Origin of the sequence: Streptomyces sp. Tu6071 (assembly GCF_000213055.1) — a bacterium.
GTDB classification, from domain to species: Bacteria; Actinomycetota; Actinomycetes; order Streptomycetales; family Streptomycetaceae; genus Streptomyces; species Streptomyces evansiae.
Genome location: NZ_CM001165.1, coordinates 4,083,909 through 4,105,058, shown reverse-complemented (window position 1 = coordinate 4,105,058; position 21,150 = coordinate 4,083,909). Strand labels below are relative to the sequence as shown.

Genomic DNA, 21,150 nt, shown 5'->3' with positions numbered 1-21,150 from the left:
CCCGCCCGGCCATCTCCTGTTGTACCGGGCCCACCCGGTGGTACCCGGTCGCCCGGCCGGATCATACGGTCCGGCCGGGCGACTCCCGCTGTGCTCAGCCCTTGTCGGGGCCGTCCTTCTCCTCGTCCGCCGAAGCGGCCTTGTCCTCCTCGGCGCCCGCCTGCTCCTTGGCGGGGGTGGCCGCGCCCGGCTGGGGCTCGGCGACCGCGACCCGCGCGGGGCGGATCGTGCGCTCGCCGAAGCGATACCCCGGCTGGAGGATCGCGACGCACGTCGTCTCGGTGACGTCCGGGGCGTAGGAGTGCATGAGCGCCTCGTGGATCGTCGGGTCGAAGGGCTCGCCCTCCTCGCCGAACTGCTCCAGGCCCATCTTGGCGGTGATGGACTCGAGGGAGTCGGCGACCGACTTGAAGCCGCCCGTCAGCTCCTCGTGCTCCCGCGCCCGGCCGATGTCGTCGAGCACGGGCAGGACCTCGCTCAGGAGGTTCGCGACCGCGAGCTCCTTCACGGCGATCCGGTCGCGCTCGACCCGGCGGCGGTAGTTCTGGTACTCGGCCTGGAGCCGCTGGAGGTCCGCCGTGCGCTCGCCGAGCGCCGTACGCACCTGGTCCAGCTGGGCCGTCAGACCGGCCTGCTGAGCGTCCCCGCCCGGGGCGGGCCGCTCCTGCTCGGAGCAGCCCTCCTCGGCGGCGTCGGGGGCGGCGCCGTCGGAGACGTCAGCGGGCTCGTTCTTCTCGTCGAAGCCCCCTGCGGTCTCCTCGCTCACGCCGCACCGTCCTTCTTGTCCTCGTCGACGATCTCGGCGTCCACGACGTCGTCGTCGGCGGCCTTGGCACCGGCGTCGGCACCCGGAGCGGCACCCTCGGCACCGGCCGTGGCCTGCGCGTCGGCGTACATCGCCTGGCCGAGCTTCTGCGAGACGGCGGCGACCTTCTCGGTGGCCGTCTTGATCTCGGCGGTGTCCTCGCCCTTGAGCTTCTCCTTCAGCTCGGTGAGCGCGGCCTCGACCTCGGTCTTGATCTCGCCCGGGACCTTGTCCTCGTTGTCCTTGAGGAACTTCTCGGTCTGGTACGTGAGCTGCTCGCCCTGGTTGCGCACCTCGGCGGACTCGCGGCGACGGTGGTCCTCGTCCGCGTACTGCTCCGCCTCCTGGCGCATCCGGTCTACCTCGTCCTTCGGCAGCGAGGAGCCGCCGGTGACGGTCATCTTCTGCTCCTTGCCCGTACCGAGGTCCTTCGCGGTGACGTGCATGATGCCGTTGGCGTCGATGTCGAAGGAGACCTCGATCTGCGGCACCGAGCGCGGGGCCGGCGGCAGACCGGTCAGCTCGAACATCCCGAGCTTCTTGTTGTACGCGGCGATCTCGCGCTCGCCCTGGTACACCTGGATCTGCACCGACGGCTGGTTGTCCTCGGCCGTCGTGAAGATCTCGGAGCGCTTCGTCGGGATCGTCGTGTTGCGCTCGATGAGCTTCGTCATGATGCCGCCCTTGGTCTCGATGCCGAGGGACAGCGGGGTGACGTCGAGGAGCAGGACGTCCTTGACCTCGCCCTTGAGGACACCGGCCTGGAGCGAGGCGCCGATGGCGACGACCTCGTCCGGGTTGACGCCCTTGTTCGCCTCCTTGCCGCCGGTCAGCTCCTTGACCAGCTCGGCGACGGCGGGCATACGGGTCGAGCCACCGACGAGCACGACGTGGTCGATGTCGGCGAGCGCGATGCCCGCGTCCTTGATCACGTTGTGGAACGGGGTCTTCGTCCGGTCCAGGAGGTCCGCGGTGAGCTGCTGGAACTGGGCGCGCGTGAGCTTCTCGTCCAGGTGCAGCGGGCCCTCGGCGGAGGCCGTGATGTAGGGCAGGTTGATCGTGGTCTCGGTCGACGAGGACAGCTCGATCTTCGCCTTCTCGGCGGCCTCGCGCAGGCGCTGGAGCGCCATCTTGTCCTTGCCCAGGTCCACGCCGTGACCGTTGTTGAACTGCTTGACCAGGTAGTCGACGACGCGCTGGTCCCAGTCGTCGCCACCGAGCTGGTTGTCGCCGTTGGTGGCCTTCACCTCGACGACGCCGTCGCCGATCTCCAGGAGCGAGACGTCGAAGGTGCCGCCACCGAGGTCGAAGACGAGGATCGTCTGGTCGTCCTTGTCGAGGCCGTACGCGAGCGCGGCGGCGGTCGGCTCGTTGACGATGCGCAGGACGTTGAGGCCCGCGATCTCACCGGCCTCCTTCGTCGCCTGGCGCTCGGAGTCGTTGAAGTACGCCGGGACGGTGATGACCGCGTCGGTCACCTTCTCACCGAGGTACGACTCCGCGTCGCGCTTGAGCTTCTGGAGGACGAACGCCGAGATCTGCTGCGGGTTGAAGTCCTTGCCGTCCAGATTGATCTTCCAGCCGGTGCCCATGTGGCGCTTGACCGACCGGATGGTCCTGTCGACGTTGGTGACCGCCTGACGCTTGGCGACCTCGCCGACCAGCACCTCACCGTTCTTCGCGAAGGCGACGACGGACGGCGTGGTCCTGGCGCCCTCGGCGTTGGTGATGACGGTGGGCTCGCCGCCCTCCAGAACGCTGACGACGGAGTTAGTCGTGCCCAGGTCGATGCCGACCGCACGTGCCATTTCGGGTCCTCCAGATGACTTGAGTGGAACTGGCTCAACCATGCAACAGCCCCCCACCCCCTGTCAACAGACCTGAGCCGGGCGCACTCAACTCTTATTCAGCCCTTACGCGCAACGACCCCCCGACCGGGCACGGAACACGGCCCGCGGCGCGCGGCGCTCCCGGGCGAGACGCACCCCGAAGAGCACGGCACACCCCGCAGGACGCACGCCGCACCGCCCGGGACGCACCCCGCGCCGCGCCGTGCGCCAGATCACGCGGGGCGAGAGGCCCATGCCGACGGAGAGTGGATACCCTCCCTACAGAACCGATTAAGTTACTGCTTAGTAAGGCGACCCTTCCCGGGCCGCACCGGGCCTCCCGGCCCACCGACCCCAGTACCCCGCACTTCCGCGCAGGTTCGAGGAGCCCTCCATGCAGCTCGCCGCGATCATCGTGTCGCTGCTCCTGACCGTGGTCGGCGTGGCGCTCATCTCCCGAGCGATCGCGCAGATCGTCCAGCACGTACGGCTCGGCCAGCCGGTCCCGGCCGGCAGCCGTACCGACCGCTGGAAACAGCGTTCCCTCACTCTCGCGAGGGAATTCGTCGGTCACACCCGGATGAACCGCTGGGGCATCGTCGGTGTCGCCCACTGGTTCGTCGCGGTCGGCTTCCTCACGCTGGGCCTGACGATCGTCAACGCGTACGGGCAGCTCTTCCAGGCGGACTGGATCATCCCCTGGATCGGCACCTGGCCCCCGTACGAGGTCTACATCGAGTTCATCGCGCTCTTCACGACGCTCGGCATTCTCACCCTCATGGGCATCCGCCTGCTGAGCCTGCCCTCGCGCGCAGGGCGCAAGTCCCGCTTCACGGGCTCGAAGCTCGGCCAGGCGTACTTCGTCGAGTACGTCATCCTGATCATCGGCCTCGCGGTCCTCCTGCTCCGCGGCCTCGAAGGCGCGATCCACCACGTCGACGGCTACGAGGCGGGCTACTGGGTCTCGTACCCGCTCGTCGCCGCCTTCCGCGACCTCGACGTCTCCACGCTCCAGAACCTCATCTACCTCACGGCGATGATCAAGCTGGGCGCCACGATGATCTGGGCGATCACCGTCGGCCTCAACACCAACATGGGCGTCGCCTGGCACCGCTTCCTCGCCTTCCCCAACATCTGGTTCAAGCGCAACGCGAGCGGCGCGGTCTCCCTCGGCGCGCTCCAGCCCATGACGAGCGGCGGCAAGCCGATCGACTGGGAGGACCCGGGCGAGGACGACGTCTTCGGCGTCTCGCAGGTCGAGCAGTTCTCCTGGAAGGGCCTGCTCGACTTCTCCACCTGCACCGAGTGCGGTCGCTGCCAGTCGCAGTGCCCCGCCTGGAACACCGGCAAGCCCCTCTCGCCGAAGCTCCTCATCATGTCCCTGCGCGACCACGCGCACGCGAAGGCCCCGTACCTCCTGGCCGGTGGCGGCAAGACGATGGAGGGCGAGGAGAGGGCGAGCGAGGAGCAGCTCAAGGACGTCCCGGCCGCCGCGCTCGCGGAGGCCGAGCGCCCCCTCATCGGCACCGCCGAGGAGAACGGCGTCATCGACCCCGACGTCCTGTGGTCCTGCACCACCTGCGGCGCCTGCGTCGAGCAGTGCCCCGTGGACATCGAGCACATCGACCACATCGTCGACATGCGCCGCTACCAGGTCATGATCGAGTCGTCCTTCCCCTCCGAGGCCGGGACGATGCTCAAGAACCTGGAGAAGAAGGGCAACCCCTGGGGCCTCGCGAAGAAGAAGCGCCTGGAGTGGACGAAGGAGGTCGACTTCGAGGTGCCGGTCGTCGGCGAGGACGTCGAGGACCTGACCGAGGTCGACTACCTCTACTGGGTCGGCTGCGCCGGCGCCCTGGAGGACCGCGCGAAGAAGACGACGAAGGCGTTCGCGGAGCTGCTGAACATCGCGGGCGTCAAGTTCGCGATCATGGGCGGCGACGAGAAGTGCACGGGCGACTCGCCGCGCCGCCTCGGCAACGAACCGCTGTTCCAGCAGCTCGGCGCCGAGAACGTGGCGATGCTCAACATGGCCTTCGGCGAGGACGACGAGGACGAGTCCACGAAGAAGCCGAAGTCCGCGAAGAAGATCATCGCGACCTGCCCGCACTGCTTCAACACGATCGCGAACGAGTACCCGCAGCTCGGCGGCGAGTACGAGGTCATCCACCACACCCAGTTGCTCCAGCACCTCGTCGACGAGGGCAGGCTCGTCCCCGTCACGCCGGTCGAGGGCCTCATCACGTACCACGACCCCTGCTACCTGGGCCGCCACAACAAGATCTACACGCCGCCGCGCGAGATCATCGCGAAGGTCCCGGGCATCCGCAGCGAGGAGATGCACCGCCACAAGGAGCGCGGATTCTGCTGCGGCGCGGGCGGCGCGCGCATGTGGATGGAGGAGCGCATCGGCAAGCGCGTCAACAACGAGCGCGTCGACGAGGCCCTCTCCCTGGACCCCGACATCATCTCGACGGCCTGCCCGTTCTGCCTCGTCATGCTGACCGACTCGGTCAACGGCAAGAAGAACGACGGCCAGGCGAAGGAGTCGGTGCAGGTCGTGGACGTCGCCCAGCTCCTGCTGGACTCGGTGAAAACCCCCACCGACCCCGAGCCCCCCGCCGCGACCGCGGACGCCCCGGAGCCGGAGCCGGCCCCCGCGGCAGGCTGAGCGGTACGACCCCCGGAGGGGGCGCCGGGACCCGTCCCCGGCGCCCCCTTCGCCGTACGCGCGGCCCCGTACAACCAAGCGGGCGCCCCACGGGTCTCCTTCTCGCCACACGGCCGCGGGCGGCATACGGTGCCCCCCGCGTTTCGCGCAGGAGAACTCCATGCCTTCTCACTTCCGTACCGCCCTCGCCGCGACGGCCGCCGTCGCCCTCACCGGCGGACTGCTGACCCTCTCGACGGGCTCCGCCGCCGCCGCGACGCCGCTGGCCCCGGGCCGCGCCGACGCCGACTTCAACCACGACGGCTACGCGGACGTCGCGATCAGCTCCTCGCACGCCTACGTCAGCGGGCACAAGAACGCCGGCGCCGTCTCCGTCCTCTACGGCGGCAGGAGCGGCCAGCGCACCGCGACGTACACGCAGAACTCCGCCGGGGTCCCCGGCGCCGCCGAGGCCGACGACTACTTCGGCGCCGACACCGCCTTCGGCGACTTCAACAACGACGGCTACGACGACCTCGTCGTGGGCGCGCCCGGCGAGGACGTCGGCAGCGACAAGGACGGCGGCACCGCCGCGATCCTGTGGGGCTCCGCCTCGGGCCTCAAGGGCGGCACGACCCTCAAGGACCCGCGCCCCACCAAGCACGACAACTACGGCGCCCCGCTGGAGGCCGGTGACTTCAACGGCGACAAGCGCGACGACATCGCGGTGGGCACCACCTCCGGCGCCGCCACGGTCGACATCCTGCGCGGCGGCTTCAGCTCCACGAAGGGCGGCGGCGCCGGCTCGTACACCGTCTCCCCCGCCGTCTGGAGCGGCAAGGGCTCGGGCATCAAGAACCTGCACTCGGGCGACGTCAACGCCGACGGCAAAGAGGACCTGATCGTCAACGGCTACGCCAAGAACGACGACCTCGACGCCAACTACTGGCTCCCCGGCTCCGCCTCGGGCGCCACCACCAAGGGCGCCCAGCGGCTCCCCGCCGGGTTCATCACCGACATCGGCAACACCGACAAGGACGGCTACGCCGACATCGTCACCGGGCTCGAATGGGACAGCGGCATCGGCCACACCCACAAGGGCGGCACCGCGCTGATCATCCACGGCACCAGGAGCGGCCCCGCCTCCGGCACGATCCAGACCTTCACGCAGGACACCGCGGGCGTCCCCGGAGCGGGCGAGAAGAACGACTGGTTCGGCAGCGAGCTGGACCTCGGCGACGTCAACGGCGACGGGCACCTCGACCTGATCGTGGGCGCGCCCGGCGAGACCGTCGGCAGCGCGAAGGCCACGGGGGCCGTGACCGTCCTCTTCAACAAGGCCGACGGCTCCGGCATCACCGGGACGGGCTCGGTCTTCCTGAGCCAGAACAGCGCGGGCGTCCCCAACGAGGACGAGGCGAACGACGGCTTCGGCTCCGAGGTCCACATCGACGACCTCAACGGCGACAAGAAGGGCGACCTGATCATCGCCGCGCCGTGGGAGAACGGCAACGGCGCGGTCTACCCGCTGCTGACCCAGCCGAACGGCAAGAGCTTCAAGGGCAGCGCGGGCGTGTACGTCTCCACGGTGGGCATCTCCACCGCGGGCACGCCGATCTTCGGCCACAACATGGCCGACTGAGGCCCGTGGTCCCCGCATCCCTCGACACGCCGGGCGTCAGGGAATCCCCCCGGATTCCCTGACGCCCGGCATCCCCCCCGGTCCCCCGGCGGCCTTCGCGGCCCCGGGGGACGTCCGTGCGGCGCGCGGGTCAGCGCAGCGCCGGGTCGGTGAACTCGAAGTGCTTCCACAGCCGTTCGTCCTGGACCTGGAAGCGGTACGGCGCCGTGACCGCCACGTACGCGGCCCGGCCGAGGAGCGCCAGCCCGGCCACGCCGAAGAGCACCGTCGCCCACGCCGGGAAGAGCCCCGTCATCGCGGGCACGGTCGCGAGGACCACGCCGAGACCGAGCGCGAGCAACCGGTCATGGGCCCGCGCGAGGTAGAACGAGGGCCGCCGCACCGGCGCGGCGCGCAGTCCGATGTCCGTCTCGCGCGGCGTCAGGAACCCCTCCGCGAGCGCCGTCTCGACGAGTACGGGTTCGATCGCCGCCCACACCACGTGCCCCGTGTCGCTCGCGAAGAAGGCCGGGACCAGGGGCCGCTCCCCGCGCACGCCCGTGTACGCCCGCCACTCGCGCGGCACGCAGAACCACCCCTGATGCCCCGCGAGTTGCGCGACCGAGTGCGAGAGATGCCGCTCCCCGATCGTGAGCCGGTACATCTTGCGCTCGTCCACGGCCTCCACCCCGAAGAAGCCCTCGTCCTGCGGGGACACCACCTCGCGCGCCCCCTCGGGCGTGACGGCGAGTCCGTAGGCGACGCTCGTGACGATCTCCCCGCTCCCGGTCGCCGAGGCGGTACGGACGTCGACCCGGAGCGGCCTGCCGAGCCGCGCCCGCGTCGCGAGCACGGGCTGCCCGGAGGCGACGCGCCTGCGGAAGCCGCGCAGCGGCGGCGGCAACTGACCGCTCATCAGGAGCGGCAGCCGGGCCAGCGCGGCGATCGTGCCGATGAGCAGCAGGAAGCCCGGCAGCTCCCCGAGAGCGCTCCCCGGCGAGGGGGCGGCGACGCGGACGAGGACGTACGGGGCGAGCAAAAACAGCAGGACCTGCCCGATGTGGGGCCAGTTGCGGCGGATCGGGGCGAGGTGCCGCGGAATCCCCGCGCGTACCGGCCCGTCCGGCAGCCGCTCGACCCCCGGCGCGGCCCGCACGGCGAGCAGCCACAGCGCGCAGCCGACGACGGCGAGGCCGAACAGGACGAGCGCGGTCCACATAGGCCCGCCGTCGTCCGAGCCGACCCGCGTGACGGCTTCGACCAGTACCGCGACCGTCCCACCGAGCGCCGCCACGAGGGAAATCCCCCCGAGCGTCGCCGACAAGGCCGTGGAGCGATGACGCATCCGTTCCCCCCAGGAACGCGAACCGGGCCGCGAGGTGGGGCGCGCGGGTCTGCCCTCGGCAGAACGTTCGAACCTATAAGGCGGTACGTGTGGGGCGCAAGGGTCCCGTCGCGTCCGGCGACACACCACCCGGAGATGTCACAGCTCGGCCGCAAAGCCCCCGCTCGGGCGGGACCGCTCCGTACCGGCCCGGATATGCGGGTACGTTCGGTTCGTGGCTGGATTCAGGATCGGACGCGGCCGGGACAACCGCACGAGTGGGCAGCAGCAGAACCCTGGGGGCAGGCCCCCGCAGGGTCAGTACCCCGCGCCGGGGCAGCGGCGGCAGCAGCCGTACGGCGGTGCCCCGCGCCCGCCGCAGAGCGGCGGCAACGGCTGGCCGGCGGCACCCCAGGGCAACGGCTGGCCCGCGCCCCAGGGCAGGCCCTCGGGTCCGGGCGAGCCGGAGTACTTCGGCGGCCCCCCGCAAGGCCACCCGGGCCCGCGGAACGGCGGCCACGGCTACCCGGACAACCGCCCCCCGCAGCAGCAGGGCGGCGGCTACGGCTACCCGGGCCCCTCCGCGCAGCCCCCGTACCCCTCCTCCGCCCAGCACAACAACCCGGGCCACACGCAGGCATTCGCGATCGGCGAGGACCCGTACGGCCACGACGCGCCCCCCGCCCCCGCGGCGCCCTCGGGCCCCCGGCTGCGCTGGCAGGACCTGCTCAGCGGCATCGTGCTGCGCCCGCATCAGACCTTCCAGCGGATGCGCGACTACCCGGTCTGGGGCCCGGCGCTCGTCGTCACGTTCGTCTACGGGCTGCTCGCGATCTTCGGCTTCGACGAGGCCCGCGACGACGTCATCCACGCGACGCTGGGCACGGCGGTCCCGTACGTGCTCACCGCGGCCGTCATGATCACGGTGAGCGCCTTCGTGCTCGGCGTCGTCACGCACACGCTGGCCCGCCAGCTCGGCGGCGACGGCTCCTGGCAGCCCACGGTGGGCCTGTCGATGCTGATCATGACGCTGACGGACGCGCCACGCCTGATCATCGCGATGTTCGCGGGCGGCGACGCCTCGTTCGTGCAGGTCGTCGGCTGGATCACGTGGATCGCCGCGGGCCTCCTCTTCACCTCGATGGTGAGCCGCTCCCACGACCTCGCCTGGCCCCGTGCGCTGGGCGCGAGCGCGATCCAGCTCGCGGCGCTGCTCTCACTGATCAAGCTCGGGACGTTCTGAGGCGCGGCGTACGTACGCGAAGGGGCCCGCCGGAGGTGTCGGCGGGCCCCTTCACGTACTGACCGTGCTCAGGCGTCGAGCACCTGGTCGTCGCGGCGCACGACGGGCGGCTGGACGCTCCACGGGAAATTGATCCAGTCGTCCGTGCGCTTCCACACGTACTCGCACTTGACGAGAGACTGCGACTTCTCGTAAATGACGGCGCTGCGCACCTCGGCGACGTGCTCGACACAGAAGTCGTGCACGAGCTTGAGGGTCTTCCCGGTATCGGCGACGTCGTCAGCGATAAGGACCTTCTTGTTGCTGAAGTCGATGGCGTTGGGAACGGGCGCGAGCATGACGGGCATTTCGAGCGTCGTACCCACACCGGTATAGAACTCGACGTTGACAAGATTGATGTTCTTGACGTCGAGGGCGTAGGCGAGACCACCGGCGACAAAGACGCCGCCGCGGGCGATGGAGAGCACGATGTCGGGCTCGTAGCCGTCGTCGGCGATGGTCTGCGCGAGCGCGCGGACGGCGCCGCCGAAGTCCTCGTACGAAAGCTCTTCGCGCTTGCCGCTGTTCACGGGGCTCACGGGGCTCACACCTCGGTCCGGTGGAAGTTCAGGTAGGAACGGGAGGCGGTGGGCCCCCGCTGGTCCTGGTAGCGCGAGCCGTACCGCTCCGAGCCGTACGGGAACTCGGCGGGCGAACTCAGCTGGAACAGGCAGAGCTGGCCGATCTTCATGCCGGGCCACAGCTTGATCGGCAGGGTTGCCAGATTCGACAGCTCAAGGGTGACGTGCCCGGAGAAACCGGGGTCGATGAAACCGGCCGTGGAATGCGTGACGAGCCCGAGCCGGCCGAGCGAACTCTTTCCCTCAAGACGCGAGGCGAGATTATCGGGCAGCGTGACGACCTCGTACGTCGAGGCGAGCACGAATTCCCCCGGGTGCAGGATGAACGGCTCGTCGCCCTCGGGCGAGACCTGCCGCGTGAGATCCACCTGCTCGACGGCGGGGTCGATATGGGGATACCGATGGTTCTCGAACACCCGGAAATACCGGTCGAGACGCACATCGACACTGGAGGGCTGGATCATCGATTCGTCGAACGGATCGATCCGCACCCGACCGGCATCGATCTCGGCCCGGATGTCCTTGTCTGAGAGAAGCACGCGGTCAAGGGTACGGCCCGCCCCACGCCGGGACGGGCCCCACCCCGCTCAGCGCGCCCCGGCCTCCACCGGAACCGCGTACCTCAACCGCGCACACCTCGGGCACCGCACCAACCGCCCGGGCCCGATCCGCGCGGCCCCGAGCCGCCGCATCGGAAACGAGGACGTGGCAAACACATGCCCCTCAGCACATCGCACGACGGTGTCCCCCATCAACCAACAGGCCCCTTCCACAAACCGACGAGCCAGGACGAACGCCACATTACGCCCCCGCCCCACCCCGCACCCAACCCCCCGCCCCCATACGGTAGAGTTCCCCACAACGAAAAACCCCGACGCCACCGGACCCCCGAGGTCTGGTAAGCTGCCGAGGTATTTCTACGCGGGTGTAGTTTAATGGTAGAACATGAGCTTCCCAAGCTCAGAGCGCGAGTTCGATTCTCGTCACCCGCTCCACGACAAACCCCCAGGTCATCGACCCGGGGGTTGTTTGTTGTCTAGACCGCGCTAAGCGTCTTGCACCAGATCCGCACCAGAAGGCCCGGCGTCGCCTTCCTTCGCACGTTCCCGCTCGGTCCGCACCAGAGCGTCCAAGCCCGTGGCGATCTCCTGTTGGCGGGACAGGTCCGAGTGCTGATAGATCAACGCGGCCCGCTCCGAGGACTGGCCGGCGCGCACCATCGTGTCCTTGAGCGTGGCGCCGGAGCGTGTCGCCATGGTGTGCCCCGTGTGGCGCAGATCGTAGAACCGGAAGCCGTCCGGGACGCCGACCACCTCCCGAGCACGGCGCCACTTCCGCCCGAAGGTGGAGCGCCGGAACGGCTTGCCTTTCTCGCCCACGAAAAGGAGCCCGTCCGGCCCCTTCTCCGCGTACCAGTCGAGGTGACGGCGAAGGTCGGTCCGCAGGAAGGAGGGAAGGACGATCAGCCGCCTTCCGGCCTCAGACTTGGTGTCGCCGGGGACCCGCCGACCGGTCGTCAGCTCGGGGGCTGCCATGCGCACCCGGATCGTCATGGTGTCCAGGTCCACGTCCCTTCTGCGCAACTCGGCCTGCTCCTCGGGGCGCAGCGGACCGTACGCGCCGAGGTAGACCATGAGACGCCAGCGGGGCCCGAGCGCGTCAGCGAGGGCATCGACCTGAGCGACAGTGGCCACCTGGCGCTCGGGGGCCGACTCCTTCCCCGCACCTCGGATGCGGCAGGGGTTCCGGCGGATCAGCTCATCATCCGTTGCCGTTTCGAGGATGGCTTTGAGGAGGCGATACGCCTTTGCCACGGTGGTGGCTGTGCCGGTCTCCACGAGCCGTTCGGCTCGCCAGGTGCGGACCCTTGGCGGCGTGATCTCGTCAAGGTCCCACGTCCCGAACGTCGGCAGGATGTGGAGCCGCAGCAGGCGCCGGTACAACTCCGCCGTCGTGGCGGACAGACCGCGTTCTGCGACCCATTGGACGGCGTAGGTCTCGAAGTTCACCGCCCCGGCATCCGGGTCCTGCCAGTCACCCCTTGTCAGGTCGGCTTCTACCTGGGAGAGCCAGACTTCCGCTTCAGACTTCGTCGCGAACGTGATGGGCGCCCGCCGCACGAGACCGGACGGGTCCGGGTAACTTGCGGTCCACCGACCCGAGCGGTACTGCCGTACGGCCCCGAATCGGCGTCGAGATCCTTTGGTGTTTCCCATCAGGCCACCGCCCGAAAACGCCGCCCACGCAGGACCGGCTCGACGGTGTGTGCGTCGATGTATGCCGTGACGACGCTTTCGGGGATACGGACATGCCTCCCCACCTTTACGAAGGTGATGCGCCGCTCAGCGATCAGCCGCCGGGGGAAGCGCACAGTGGTCCCGAGCAGTTCGGCAACCTGCTCCACAGTGAGCAGACGATCAGCCGTAGTCACAACTCCCCCTGGTTCTCGTCATCGAAGGCCGCGAGTTCTTCGCGGGCGGTTTCGCGGTTGGTGCGGATCTCGTGGGCGATGCGGGCGGTGAGCCAGGATTCACCGGGGGTGTGGCCGTGTCCGGCGTAGATCCAGTGGGCGAGGGTGAGCGTCGAGGCGTCGGGGTGGTCGTCGGGGTCCGGCAGGCCCCTCTCGTGGCGTTCCTGGCGGGCGCGGTATTGCGCGCGGGTGTGGCGCAGGGCGCCGAGGGTGGTGGAGTAGCGGCGGGACTTGGTGGAGAAGTGCCCGCGGAAGCCGAGCATGTGGGCCCACTGCCAGAGCTTGCGGTCCGGGTAGGCGTCGTCGAGGCGGTAACAGGCTTCGATCAGGTGGCGGGTGTGCTGCGGGAGCTCCCGGAACCTGTCCAGCTCCGCCAGCTCCCCGATGCGGCGATCGACCGTTCCCGTGGTCTCGGCGGCTTTGGTGGCGTACTTGGCGACGTAGGCGGCCACGGCCTCTTCGCTCAGCTCCGTGTTCGCGCTCGCCGCACCGATCGGGCGCACATCCACCTGCGCACCCCAGCGCAGGACGCGGGCCGGGAAAGCGCCGGCGGGGGCGAGCGGCACAGCGACCCGGCGGGCAGCGGCCGGGATCGCGTCCTCCAGGAGCCCCGTGGTCGCCCAGGCGGGGGGCGGCTCGTCGGGACCTTCGGGGCCGTCGAGGCGGACGATCGCATGGAAGTGGATCGCGCCGCGTTTCTGGAACTCGGCGACCTTCCCGAACGAGATCCGGCACACCGCGCCCAGGGCGGACTGGGTGAGCCCGGCGCGGCGGGCGATCTCGCGGCGCAGGTAGATCGTGAAGCGGCGCCACAGGTCCCCGGCGTGGTTGTTCCACAGCACCGCGCCCGCGTAGTCGTACGTGGTCGGGTCCAGGGCCGTGCCCAGGGCGGGTGAGTCCTCGGGGTGCTGGGTGCCGCAGCGGCAGGTGCCGGAGGCGGGCCGGTTGTGGACCGGGCCGAAGCTGGGGGCGGTCAGGGTGGCGAAGACCTTCGGATGCGCGGCCACCGTGCGCGGGGTGCCCTTGTTCGGGTCCCCGGACAGGCCCGCGCGGATCAGGTGGAAGGTGTCGCCCGCGTACGTCCAGGCGCACGAGGGGCAGCGCGAGGCACGCCGGTTGCCGCACGCCACCCGCAGCACCCCGCCCGGCTCGTGCTCGGTCGAGTACGAGTACAAGACCTGTCCCGTGGCCTTGTCGCGGGTCACCGTCTGACCCGACAGGCGGATCGGGTCCGAGCAGCCACCGGTACGGCGCACCTGTTCCTGCCAACGCTCGAAGCCCGGCAGGTTCGCCACCCGCAGCAGATCAGCCAGGGTCGTCGGAGCAAGACCAACAGCCGCAGCGGAAGAGGCCACGGCCGAAGGCTCGACGGGGAAGACCGTCATGCGGCCACCCCGAGCAGTTTTGTCACACGGGCGACGTGACGGGCGACCCGGGCCGCCGCGTTCTCCGAGACCGGGGCCCCCGCGCTGTGCTCCAGCAGGCCCGCACCCCCGCAGGTGGCACAGAAGATCTCGGGCGACTCCTCACCGGCCCAGCCCGTCCCCGCGCACCCCGAGCAGTCCGCCCAGGTGCCCACGGTCAGAGCGAACAGGCACTCATCCGGGTGCCAGCAGCGCCCGGACCCACAGACCGGGCAGCACCGCCTCGACACCATACGAACAGCAGCCGGACGAGCGACCACAGAGGCGGCAGGCTGCGAAGCGATCACAGATGCAGGCATGATGGAACTTCCCCTTCGAGGGAGAAGAGGGCGGCGCTACTGCTTGGAGGTAGGGGCGCCGCCCTCTGCCGGAAACCTGGCTTCTAGCGGCCGGACTGGCCGGACTGGCGACGGAAGCGACGCGACTCGAACTTCGGCAGCGGCAGCATCTCGTCGCGCCAGTTGTCCCGCTCCGGGTCGTAGTCCGGGTTGTACGGGAAGGTCGGGTGGTCCAGATGCGCCTTCAGCTTCGCCCGGTCCCGCGTCCGTGCGTCCCGCTCACCCTGGTTCCTCTTGAACATGGCGTACCCCTTCCAGACTTTGCGGGTTTGTGGGCAAACCCGCGAACTGATTCGAGACTAGAGCAGGGATCGACCGCACGCAAGGGTTTGCCCACAAACTCGCGAGGCCGCATCATGGCCTGCATGGACCCGCAGCCGACAGCCGTAGCCCGCCCCATCCAGTTGCAGATCGCCGACGACATCCGCATGCAGATCGAGGCGGGGCGACTCGCGCCCGGAGACCCGCTTCCGACGCTCTCAGAGATCTGTAAGCAGTGGTCTTGCTCCATGAACTCAGCACGTGGGGCCGTCTCGCTGCTCAAGGCGCAGGGGCTCATCACTGCCGGACGAGGGAAGGCTCCTCGGGTGCGCATCGCGCCCGCGCGGGTTATCCGCTCCTCGGAGCGCCACCAGGCAGAGAAGGATCTAGCGCGCAAGCCCGAGCGTGAACGATCAGCCGTTGGCGAGGCGGAAACCAACCTCGGCATGTCCATTCAGGAACAGGTTTTCAGCACCGAGTACAACACCATCACGGCCGACACATCGTTGGCCAAAGCCCTAAATGTGGCCACCGAGGAACCAATCCTCCGCAGGGTGTACAAAGCGATCGACGGAAGCAGCGGCCACCTGCTTTCCTTCAGCACCTCGTATATCCCGCTCGACCTCATCGGGGAGAATCCGGATCTTCTAGACGAGACGAAAGAGCCATGGCCGGGGGGAACGATGCATCAACTGTCTACCGTCGGCATTGAGGTGATGACGATCGTTGACGAAGTGACGGGTCGTATGCCTACAACGGTCGAGGCTCAGGCGTGGGGACTTACGGACGGGATTCCCCTGCTCCTGTGCCGCCGCATCTCGATCGACAGCAAAGACCGCGTAGTGGAAATCTCCGACGCAGAATACCCAGCCGACAGAACAGAACTACGCTTCGTGACCCCTTTGAAGGCGTGGCGCAAAAGGCCCCAGTCCCGTTCTAAGTGAGGACGAAATGAGCAAGCAGACCACGAGTCAAAACGGGCACTTCTTGAGCCGTGCGATTCAAATCTCTCGCAGCTCCCTGGAGCGTGGAGGCACACCTTTCGGCGCCATCGTCGTGATGAATGGGGAGATCGTTGGCGAAGGCGAAAGTAGCGTAGTGGAGAGGTGGGACCCTTCTGCTCATGCGGAAGTGATGGCCCTCAGAGACGCCGGTCAAAGGCTCAAACGGCACCTGTTCGAAAACAGCACCATGTATGCGAGTAGCGAGCCATGCCCCATGTGCTTGGCCGCCTGCCTCTGGGCGCGAATCCCTCGATTGATCTATGGCGCCGATAGCCACGATGTTGCACGCAACGGATTTGAGGACGTCCAGTTTTATCGGGAATTGGCGCTCCCTACCAACGACCGAACCCGCATCACCGAGACCCAGTCCAGCGATCACCGACCTCAGGCCCTCCAAGTCCTCACCTCGTGGGCCGAAGGACTTCCCGAGCCCGTAGAGCCCAAGCTTTGAGCCCAAAGGGCGCCGTTACAGGTTTCTCTACCTCATCAAGGCACCCGGCTGCGCTCCGCTCCGCCGGGCGCGCTCCCGGCTCCACCGGGGCGCCGCTCCTGCCTCCGGCCCGCTCCGCCCCGCTCCGCCGACGCGCGCCCCTGCAATCGGGGGCGCGACGAAGGCCCGATGGGTTGCGACCCGTACGGGAGCTCCGGTCAAAGACGTGCCTCCGGCGGGGGCGCTCATGCGTCCGGGGAGCAGGGGGCCCGGCAGGCGTCCACCGGCATCGTCGGGGTTGCCGCGGGGAGCTTCCATCCCGCCCACCTTCGGCCCAGCCAGAGGCGAGCAGCCACGGCCCAGGGCGTCAAGGTCGTTCGTACAGTGGCGCGCTCCACCTTGACGCCCTGGACCGCGCCCGCTCCACGGTGTGTGGGCCGAAGGCGGACGGGATGGAAGCAAGGGTGGGTGGTGGGTAGGGGTAGTGGGCCAGCGCACGCACCAGAAGCGCACCAGACGGGACGGGAAACCCCGGATAAGCACGGTCACTCGGACGCACCTGACAGGCAGCCTCCATAGGGCAAAGGGCCTGCTCAGCCGGTTCTTTCAGTCATTGACGACGGTGATTCCCAAGCTCAGAGCGCGAGTTCGATTCTCGTCACCCGCTCCATGAGAAAGCCCCAGGTCGATGGCCTGGGGCTTTGTTGTTGTCTAGACCTCTCCGAGGCGGCGTGCCATTCGCGTGCCATAGAGGGGGGCCTCAGGGATGTCGAAGCAGAGGACAATCCGGCCGGCATCACCGGAGGCGGGTGCCTCGGGCGGAGATGGTCTGACTGAGCTTCGCGGGCCAGAGGGACACATCCGCGGGCAGCCCATGCGGCCACGGGCTCGACACAAGCCGCTGAGCCCGAAACGCGCTCCCCAGGCACACTTGTTGCGGGGGGGACGCGAGCCGCTACCAGTCAGGGACGCGCCCCTTCGCCGCAACGATCGACGAGCACCCGGCATTAGCAGTCTCGCTCTCATCGCAAAGCGTTGCCTTGTCGGCCCCTGTCGGTAACGTCAGCTCATGGATCAACTTACAACCGACCAGTGGACGGTCATCGTTGCCGTCGTCGCCGCCCTTATCGCCACCTGGCAAGCCGCTATCGCACGCGTAGCCGCAAACAAGCAACTGGTTCTCTCGGAACGTATCCACCGGGAGCAGAACGAGCCATACGTCATCGTCGACATTCAGCCCGACGGCAACCACGGGTCGCTTCTGCTGATCATCGAGAACACCGGTCCGACCGTTGCCCGCGACGTTCGCATCTCCTGCGACCCACCGCTTGAGTCCGGGTGGGAGCCGCGACCTGGAGAGCCTGATCTCACTCAGGTCATGCAGGAGATCTTGGCCCGGCCGATCCCCATCCTGCCGCCGCGCCGCCGTCTGACGTTCCTCCTGGACAACCAAGATCGGTTCGAGAACGTTCAACTGCCCCGCGTCTACACCTTCACGGTGGACGCTAACGGACCCGAAGGAGAGGTGGAGACGGCTCAGTACACCGTTGATCTCGATGCTCTGAAGTGGGTCCTCCTCGAAGAGCGGCCCACCAAGCGTGTGGAAGACAAGCTGAGCAAGATCGAGAAAGCCGTGCACGCGCTAGTTCCGAACAACCGCCGATCGGCGCCTTCGAGGACACATGCTGCGCCCGTACACCAGCGGCGATCCAGCTCTGGCGACACAGCATGAGATGGGCTCAGGCGAAACAGTCCGGAGGGCAACACTCTGCGCCCAGCACCTTGGTCTTAGGACATGCAGATCAAGTGATTCTCTCCGCAGAGCCACGTAGCATCCTCACGTGCTGTTTGTGATCACCGTCGTCGTGGTGTGCGTTGGCGCCGTGCTCTCCGTTGCCGGCGTCTACTGGGGTGCGGCTGGGACGCTGAGGAACTATCGGTCGCTCAAGTCCGACCTTCAGCGTCTAGATGACATCGCTCGTGACGAGTCGATTCCAGATGAGCAGAAGTCTGCTCTTCGACACGCCATCCGAACGCCGCATGGGAACTACGGGATGGTGGAGTACTTCGACGAGCACGCCCAGTTGAATGCTCTGACGCTCGTTGCCCAAGGACTCAAATGGCCAGCGCTGCTGGCTGTGGCGGGGGTTCTACTGAGTGCTGCGGGAAGTGTCCTCTCCCTGTGGCTGTAAGGGCCGTGGCCATACGGCCGTATCGAACAGGGGAAATCATGGGCGGAGCTATCACTTGGGTGACACCGATTGCTGGTCTGGTAGGTGCATTCACCGGCGCTTCGCTGTCCCCATGGCTGACGTCGCACCTGTCGTGGAGACGCACGAGGAAGGAGGCGTTCAATCAAGCCATCTCCGCGCTTCGCGTCGCTCAGGTAGCCAGGCATCTCCCAACCGGCGTGCACGCCACCTATCTGGGGGGCGATGTCGCTGCGGCGGAGGCTTACAGCTTGCGGCTTCGGGAACGGAGCGTTGACCGATACATCGACGCCATGTCTGAGGCCAAAGTGGCGCTCGCGGCACTTGAACCCTTCTACAGGGTCCGTGGAGATCTTGATAGTTGGGAGATCACCGAACCTGACGCAGAACGGATCATGCGTGAACTGATTCGCGCACGGTGAGACTCGGGCCGGACATCTGGCGCTTCCGAAGCGTCGCCTGCGTGATCGGCGCGGGGGCTAGGTCGTCGACGTCAAGGATTCCTTCCTTGGCTTGCTAACGCCGGCGCCGGATCCTAGCGACCATTCCGAGTGGCAGCGGGTGGAGGTCTGCTTGGACCCCCACCCGCGCCTCTCACCTCGCTCGCGCAGCTCCACCGGAGCCCATCGGCGGCGCCGGAGTGCCTCGGGGGACAGCAACGGCGCCGAGGGGCCGGCCCGCCGCGCGCTGGCGGCGTACGTCGGCGTCGATGTCGTCGGCGAGCCTGCGCTGATGCGCCTTCGTGGAGTGCTGGTAGATCAGTTGAGCCCGTTCCGAGGACTGGCCGGCGCGGACCATCAGGTCCTTCAGCTTGGCGCCGGTGTCGGCGGCGAGGGTGTTGCCCGTGTGCCGGAGGTCGTAGAAGCGGAACTCCTTCGGCAGGCCGACCGTGTCGCGGGCACTGCGCCACTTCCGGCCGAAGGTGGTGCCCCGAAGGGCAGCCCCCCGCTCCCCGACGAAGACAAGGCCGTCCGGCCCGTCCTGAGCGAACCACTCCAGATGCCGCCGGACATCGAGGAGGGTGAAGCTCGGCAGCATGATCTCCCTCTTCCCGGCACGGGACTTGGGATCGCCGACCACCCGGTGACCTGTGTTCAGCTCCGGTGCGGCCCGCCGGACCCGTACCGATCCAGCGTCGAGGTCGATGTCCGACCGGCGCAGTTCTGCCAGTTCCTCAGGGCGCATGGAGGCGAAGGCACCGAGCAGGACCATCAGCCGCCAGCGGATGCCGATTGCGTCCGCCAGCGCGAAGACCTGTTCCACAGTCGCCACCGGTCGCTCGGCAGCGTCCTCGCGGCCGGCCCCACGGATGAAGCAGGGGTTCCTGCGGATCAGGTCGTCCTCGACAGCCGTCTGCATGATGGCCTTCAGCAGGCGGTACGACTTGGCCGTCGTCGTGGCACCGGTCACCTTCCGCCGTTCCGCGCGCCACGTCCTGACCTTGGCGGGGCCGATGGCGTTGACGTACGTGTCGCCGAAGGTCGGCTCCAGGTGGAGGCGGAGCAGCCGCCGGTACAGCTCCTCGGTGGTGGGCGCGACGCCGCGCTCGTCGATCCACCGGGTGGCGTACTCGGCGAACAGCACCTCGCCCGCGGTCGGGTCGATCCAGTCGCCCCGGGCCTGGTCGGCCTGCACCTGGGCAAGGAACAGTTCGGCTTCGCGTTTGGTCTCGTACCGCTCCGGGGCCGCGCGCAGTGAACCGTCCGTCCCGGGGTAGCGAGCCTGCCACCGCCCCGAGGGAAGACGGCGTATCGCCCCAAAGCTGCGGCGCGGGGCCCTCGTGCGGGATCGTGCCATCAGGCCACCAGCCCGAAACCGGAGCGTCGCCCCCGGACGGGTTCGACCGTCCGCTCCGCGACGTAGGCCGTGAGTACGCTCTCCGGGATCCGGACGTGCTTGCCGAGCTTCACGTAGCGGATGCGGCGTTCCTGGATGAGCCGGCGGATGAAGCGGACGCCGGTGCCGAGGCGTTCGGCGGCCTGGTCCACCGTGAGGAGCGGGTCGTGGGTGTTCACCTCCTCTCGCCGAGGGGGCTGGGCGGAGGCGTGCGGTATCGCCTGGTGGGGCAAGGGGTGCTCCGGTTCTGGCCGAGGAGCGGAGCGGCAACTCCGCTGCGGCCGGGTCGTTCTGGGATGGGTCGTGTGGTGCGTCCGTCGTGAGGGTTTGCGGCTCACGACGGACGAGGTACGGGCGGTTATGAATCCGAGTCGGGCCCGTACTCTTCGTTGATCTTCGTCATCTCGGTGGCGATGGCGTTGGACACCATCACGTCCGCCTCTTCGCGGATGTCCGGGTGGTCGGCCAGGTAAGCGTCGAGGCGGTCTCGGGCCTCGCGGGCCTCGTGGTTGGCGCGGTGCGAGGCTCTGTAGGCGGCGACGACGCCGTCGATCAGTTCCATGGCGCGGCCCATGGTCGCGAGGCGCGGCGGTCCCACGAAGTTGGTGAGCGGGACGCCGAAGACCTCGGCGAAGCCGATGGCCTCGTCGAGGTTGATGCGGCGCTTGCGGTTCTCGATGCGCCACACGGCGGACGGGTTCATGTCGAAGCCGGCCTCGTTCAGCAGGTCGGAGACCGTGGTCGTGCTCCAGCCCCGCTTCTCTCGTTCGAGCTTGACGCGCACGGCGGCGTTCTCCTCGCCACTGAGGATCACCCCCGCTGACGTGTCCTCGTCGTCCGGCATCGCGCCTCCTTTCAGCGGTACGTCTCACCGCACCTTTGCGACGTGGCACAACCCTAGCATCGGTTCTGCCGTACGCAAAGTGCTATGCGTACGGCAGAGGTGGTGGTACAGTCGTACTCCCACGGGACCCTTGCGCTCTGGTGGGGCACCCGTCGGGTGCGTATGAAACGCGGAAAGCCCCCCGGTGACGCAACACCGAGGGGCTCACAGCGCAAACCTCAAGCCGCCCATCCCTGAACGA

At 68.4% G+C, this 21,150-nt stretch carries 21 protein-coding genes and 1 tRNA gene; 9 read left to right on the top strand and 13 right to left on the bottom strand.

From position 1 onward, the window contains the following. Positions 1–94 precede the first annotated feature (94 nt). Both grpE and dnaK read right to left on the bottom strand, forming a co-directional pair. On the bottom strand, positions 95–766 hold the full coding sequence (grpE, locus tag STTU_RS17050; RefSeq protein ID WP_043255483.1) for a nucleotide exchange factor GrpE: 672 nt from the start codon (positions 764–766) through the stop codon (positions 95–97). Beyond that, a complete protein-coding gene (gene dnaK, locus STTU_RS17045; RefSeq protein ID WP_010263871.1) occupies positions 763–2,613 on the bottom strand; it encodes a molecular chaperone DnaK in 1,851 nt (616 codons plus the stop codon). The genes grpE and dnaK overlap by 4 nt, the downstream gene beginning before the upstream one ends. 415 nt (positions 2,614–3,028) lie before the next feature. Here dnaK and STTU_RS17040 point away from each other — a divergent pair, with 415 nt between their 5' ends. Next, positions 3,029–5,305, top strand: coding sequence for a (Fe-S)-binding protein (locus STTU_RS17040; RefSeq protein WP_007825065.1), 2,277 nt, complete (start codon positions 3,029–3,031; stop codon positions 5,303–5,305). A gap of 160 nt (positions 5,306–5,465) precedes the next feature. Then, on the top strand, positions 5,466–6,926 hold the full coding sequence (locus STTU_RS17035; RefSeq protein ID WP_007825062.1) for an FG-GAP-like repeat-containing protein: 1,461 nt from the start codon (positions 5,466–5,468) through the stop codon (positions 6,924–6,926). A 130-nt stretch (positions 6,927–7,056) separates the two neighbouring features. Here STTU_RS17035 and STTU_RS17030 read toward each other — a convergent pair whose 3' ends face one another. Continuing rightward, complete coding sequence (locus STTU_RS17030; protein WP_234019251.1) at positions 7,057–8,199, bottom strand: hypothetical protein; 1,143 nt, start codon at positions 8,197–8,199, stop codon at positions 7,057–7,059. A gap of 265 nt (positions 8,200–8,464) precedes the next feature. Between STTU_RS17030 and STTU_RS17025 the strand changes: the two genes are divergently transcribed. Next, positions 8,465–9,472: a Yip1 family protein gene (locus STTU_RS17025; RefSeq protein ID WP_007825053.1), complete on the top strand. Its 1,008-nt coding sequence runs from the start codon at positions 8,465–8,467 to the stop codon at positions 9,470–9,472. A gap of 68 nt (positions 9,473–9,540) precedes the next feature. Here STTU_RS17025 and STTU_RS17020 read toward each other — a convergent pair whose 3' ends face one another. Both STTU_RS17020 and dcd read right to left on the bottom strand, forming a co-directional pair. After that, the gene (locus STTU_RS17020) at positions 9,541–10,041 is read right to left on the bottom strand and encodes a phosphoribosyltransferase (RefSeq protein WP_007825048.1); all 501 of its coding nucleotides are present in this window, start codon (positions 10,039–10,041) and stop codon (positions 9,541–9,543) included. Between the two features lie 14 nt (positions 10,042–10,055). Continuing rightward, positions 10,056–10,631, bottom strand: a complete 576-nt coding sequence (gene dcd / locus STTU_RS17015) for a dCTP deaminase (RefSeq protein WP_007825046.1) — start codon at positions 10,629–10,631, stop codon at positions 10,056–10,058. Between the two features lie 382 nt (positions 10,632–11,013). Between dcd and STTU_RS17010 the strand changes: the two genes are divergently transcribed. Beyond that, positions 11,014–11,087, top strand: a tRNA-Gly gene (locus STTU_RS17010). Between the two features lie 51 nt (positions 11,088–11,138). Here the strand turns inward: STTU_RS17010 and STTU_RS17005 are convergent. The 5 genes from STTU_RS17005 to STTU_RS16985 all read right to left on the bottom strand — a co-directional run bounded on the left by STTU_RS17005 (position 11,139) and on the right by STTU_RS16985 (position 14,566). Then, positions 11,139–12,308 carry a tyrosine-type recombinase/integrase gene (locus tag STTU_RS17005; protein ID WP_007825044.1) on the bottom strand — a complete coding sequence of 390 codons (1,170 nt, stop codon included), beginning with the start codon at positions 12,306–12,308 and terminating at the stop codon, positions 11,139–11,141. After that, entirely contained in the window at positions 12,308–12,523 is a 216-nt protein-coding gene (locus tag STTU_RS17000) for an excisionase family DNA-binding protein (protein WP_043255478.1), read from the bottom strand. Before STTU_RS17000 ends, STTU_RS17005 begins: the two co-directional genes overlap by 1 nt. Next, positions 12,520–13,947: a replication initiator protein RepSA gene (repSA, locus tag STTU_RS16995; RefSeq protein ID WP_052862379.1), complete on the bottom strand. Its 1,428-nt coding sequence runs from the start codon at positions 13,945–13,947 to the stop codon at positions 12,520–12,522. Before repSA ends, STTU_RS17000 begins: the two co-directional genes overlap by 4 nt. After that, positions 13,944–14,141, bottom strand: coding sequence for a hypothetical protein (locus STTU_RS16990; protein ID WP_007825041.1), 198 nt, complete (start codon positions 14,139–14,141; stop codon positions 13,944–13,946). Before STTU_RS16990 ends, repSA begins: the two co-directional genes overlap by 4 nt. A gap of 227 nt (positions 14,142–14,368) precedes the next feature. After that, positions 14,369–14,566, bottom strand: a complete 198-nt coding sequence (locus tag STTU_RS16985) for a hypothetical protein (RefSeq protein ID WP_007825040.1) — start codon at positions 14,564–14,566, stop codon at positions 14,369–14,371. Between the two features lie 123 nt (positions 14,567–14,689). Here STTU_RS16985 and STTU_RS16980 point away from each other — a divergent pair, with 123 nt between their 5' ends. From STTU_RS16980 to STTU_RS34685, 5 genes are all read left to right on the top strand, one after another. After that, positions 14,690–15,529 (top strand): GntR family transcriptional regulator, encoded by an 840-nt coding sequence (locus STTU_RS16980; RefSeq protein ID WP_007825039.1) that lies wholly within the window; start codon positions 14,690–14,692, stop codon positions 15,527–15,529. A 7-nt stretch (positions 15,530–15,536) separates the two neighbouring features. After that, on the top strand, positions 15,537–16,040 hold the full coding sequence (locus tag STTU_RS33190) for a nucleoside deaminase (RefSeq protein ID WP_078518994.1): 504 nt from the start codon (positions 15,537–15,539) through the stop codon (positions 16,038–16,040). A gap of 1,048 nt (positions 16,041–17,088) precedes the next feature. Beyond that, positions 17,089–17,751, top strand: a complete 663-nt coding sequence (locus STTU_RS16975; protein ID WP_007825037.1) for a hypothetical protein — start codon at positions 17,089–17,091, stop codon at positions 17,749–17,751. Positions 17,752–17,860: 109 nt separating this feature from the next. Further along, a complete protein-coding gene (locus tag STTU_RS16970; RefSeq protein ID WP_043255476.1) occupies positions 17,861–18,211 on the top strand; it encodes a hypothetical protein in 351 nt (116 codons plus the stop codon). 59 nt (positions 18,212–18,270) lie between these two features. Beyond that, entirely contained in the window at positions 18,271–18,651 is a 381-nt protein-coding gene (locus STTU_RS34685; protein ID WP_141712430.1) for a hypothetical protein, read from the top strand. A 172-nt stretch (positions 18,652–18,823) separates the two neighbouring features. On the opposite strand, the gene STTU_RS16965 is transcribed toward STTU_RS34685, so the two are convergent. From STTU_RS16965 to STTU_RS16955, 3 genes are all read right to left on the bottom strand, one after another. Beyond that, positions 18,824–20,026, bottom strand: a complete 1,203-nt coding sequence (locus STTU_RS16965; protein WP_007825032.1) for a tyrosine-type recombinase/integrase — start codon at positions 20,024–20,026, stop codon at positions 18,824–18,826. After that, complete coding sequence (locus STTU_RS16960) at positions 20,026–20,244, bottom strand: excisionase family DNA-binding protein (protein WP_007825029.1); 219 nt, start codon at positions 20,242–20,244, stop codon at positions 20,026–20,028. The genes STTU_RS16965 and STTU_RS16960 overlap by 1 nt, the downstream gene beginning before the upstream one ends. 179 nt (positions 20,245–20,423) lie before the next feature. After that, positions 20,424–20,909 (bottom strand): helix-turn-helix domain-containing protein, encoded by a 486-nt coding sequence (locus STTU_RS16955; RefSeq protein WP_007825027.1) that lies wholly within the window; start codon positions 20,907–20,909, stop codon positions 20,424–20,426. Between the last annotated feature and the right edge of the window lie 241 nt (positions 20,910–21,150).

What these genes read in the sequence shown, in the direction of transcription:
- STTU_RS17005 (WP_007825044.1), bottom strand. Translation starts at nt 12,308, where the DNA reads ATGGGAAACACCAAAGGATCTCGACGCCGATTCGGGGCCGTACGGCAG.
- STTU_RS16975 (WP_007825037.1), top strand. Translation starts at nt 17,089, where the DNA reads ATGGATCAACTTACAACCGACCAGTGGACGGTCATCGTTGCCGTCGTC.
- STTU_RS16965 (WP_007825032.1), bottom strand. Translation starts at nt 20,026, where the DNA reads ATGGCACGATCCCGCACGAGGGCCCCGCGCCGCAGCTTTGGGGCGATA.
- STTU_RS17035 (WP_007825062.1), top strand. Translation starts at nt 5,466, where the DNA reads ATGCCTTCTCACTTCCGTACCGCCCTCGCCGCGACGGCCGCCGTCGCC.
- STTU_RS16955 (WP_007825027.1), bottom strand. Translation starts at nt 20,909, where the DNA reads ATGCCGGACGACGAGGACACGTCAGCGGGGGTGATCCTCAGTGGCGAG.
- STTU_RS16980 (WP_007825039.1), top strand. Translation starts at nt 14,690, where the DNA reads ATGGACCCGCAGCCGACAGCCGTAGCCCGCCCCATCCAGTTGCAGATC.
- STTU_RS17040 (WP_007825065.1), top strand. Translation starts at nt 3,029, where the DNA reads ATGCAGCTCGCCGCGATCATCGTGTCGCTGCTCCTGACCGTGGTCGGC.
- STTU_RS16985 (WP_007825040.1), bottom strand. Translation starts at nt 14,566, where the DNA reads ATGTTCAAGAGGAACCAGGGTGAGCGGGACGCACGGACGCGGGACCGG.
- repSA (WP_052862379.1), bottom strand. Translation starts at nt 13,947, where the DNA reads ATGACGGTCTTCCCCGTCGAGCCTTCGGCCGTGGCCTCTTCCGCTGCG.
- STTU_RS33190 (WP_078518994.1), top strand. Translation starts at nt 15,537, where the DNA reads ATGAGCAAGCAGACCACGAGTCAAAACGGGCACTTCTTGAGCCGTGCG.
- dnaK (WP_010263871.1), bottom strand. Translation starts at nt 2,613, where the DNA reads ATGGCACGTGCGGTCGGCATCGACCTGGGCACGACTAACTCCGTCGTC.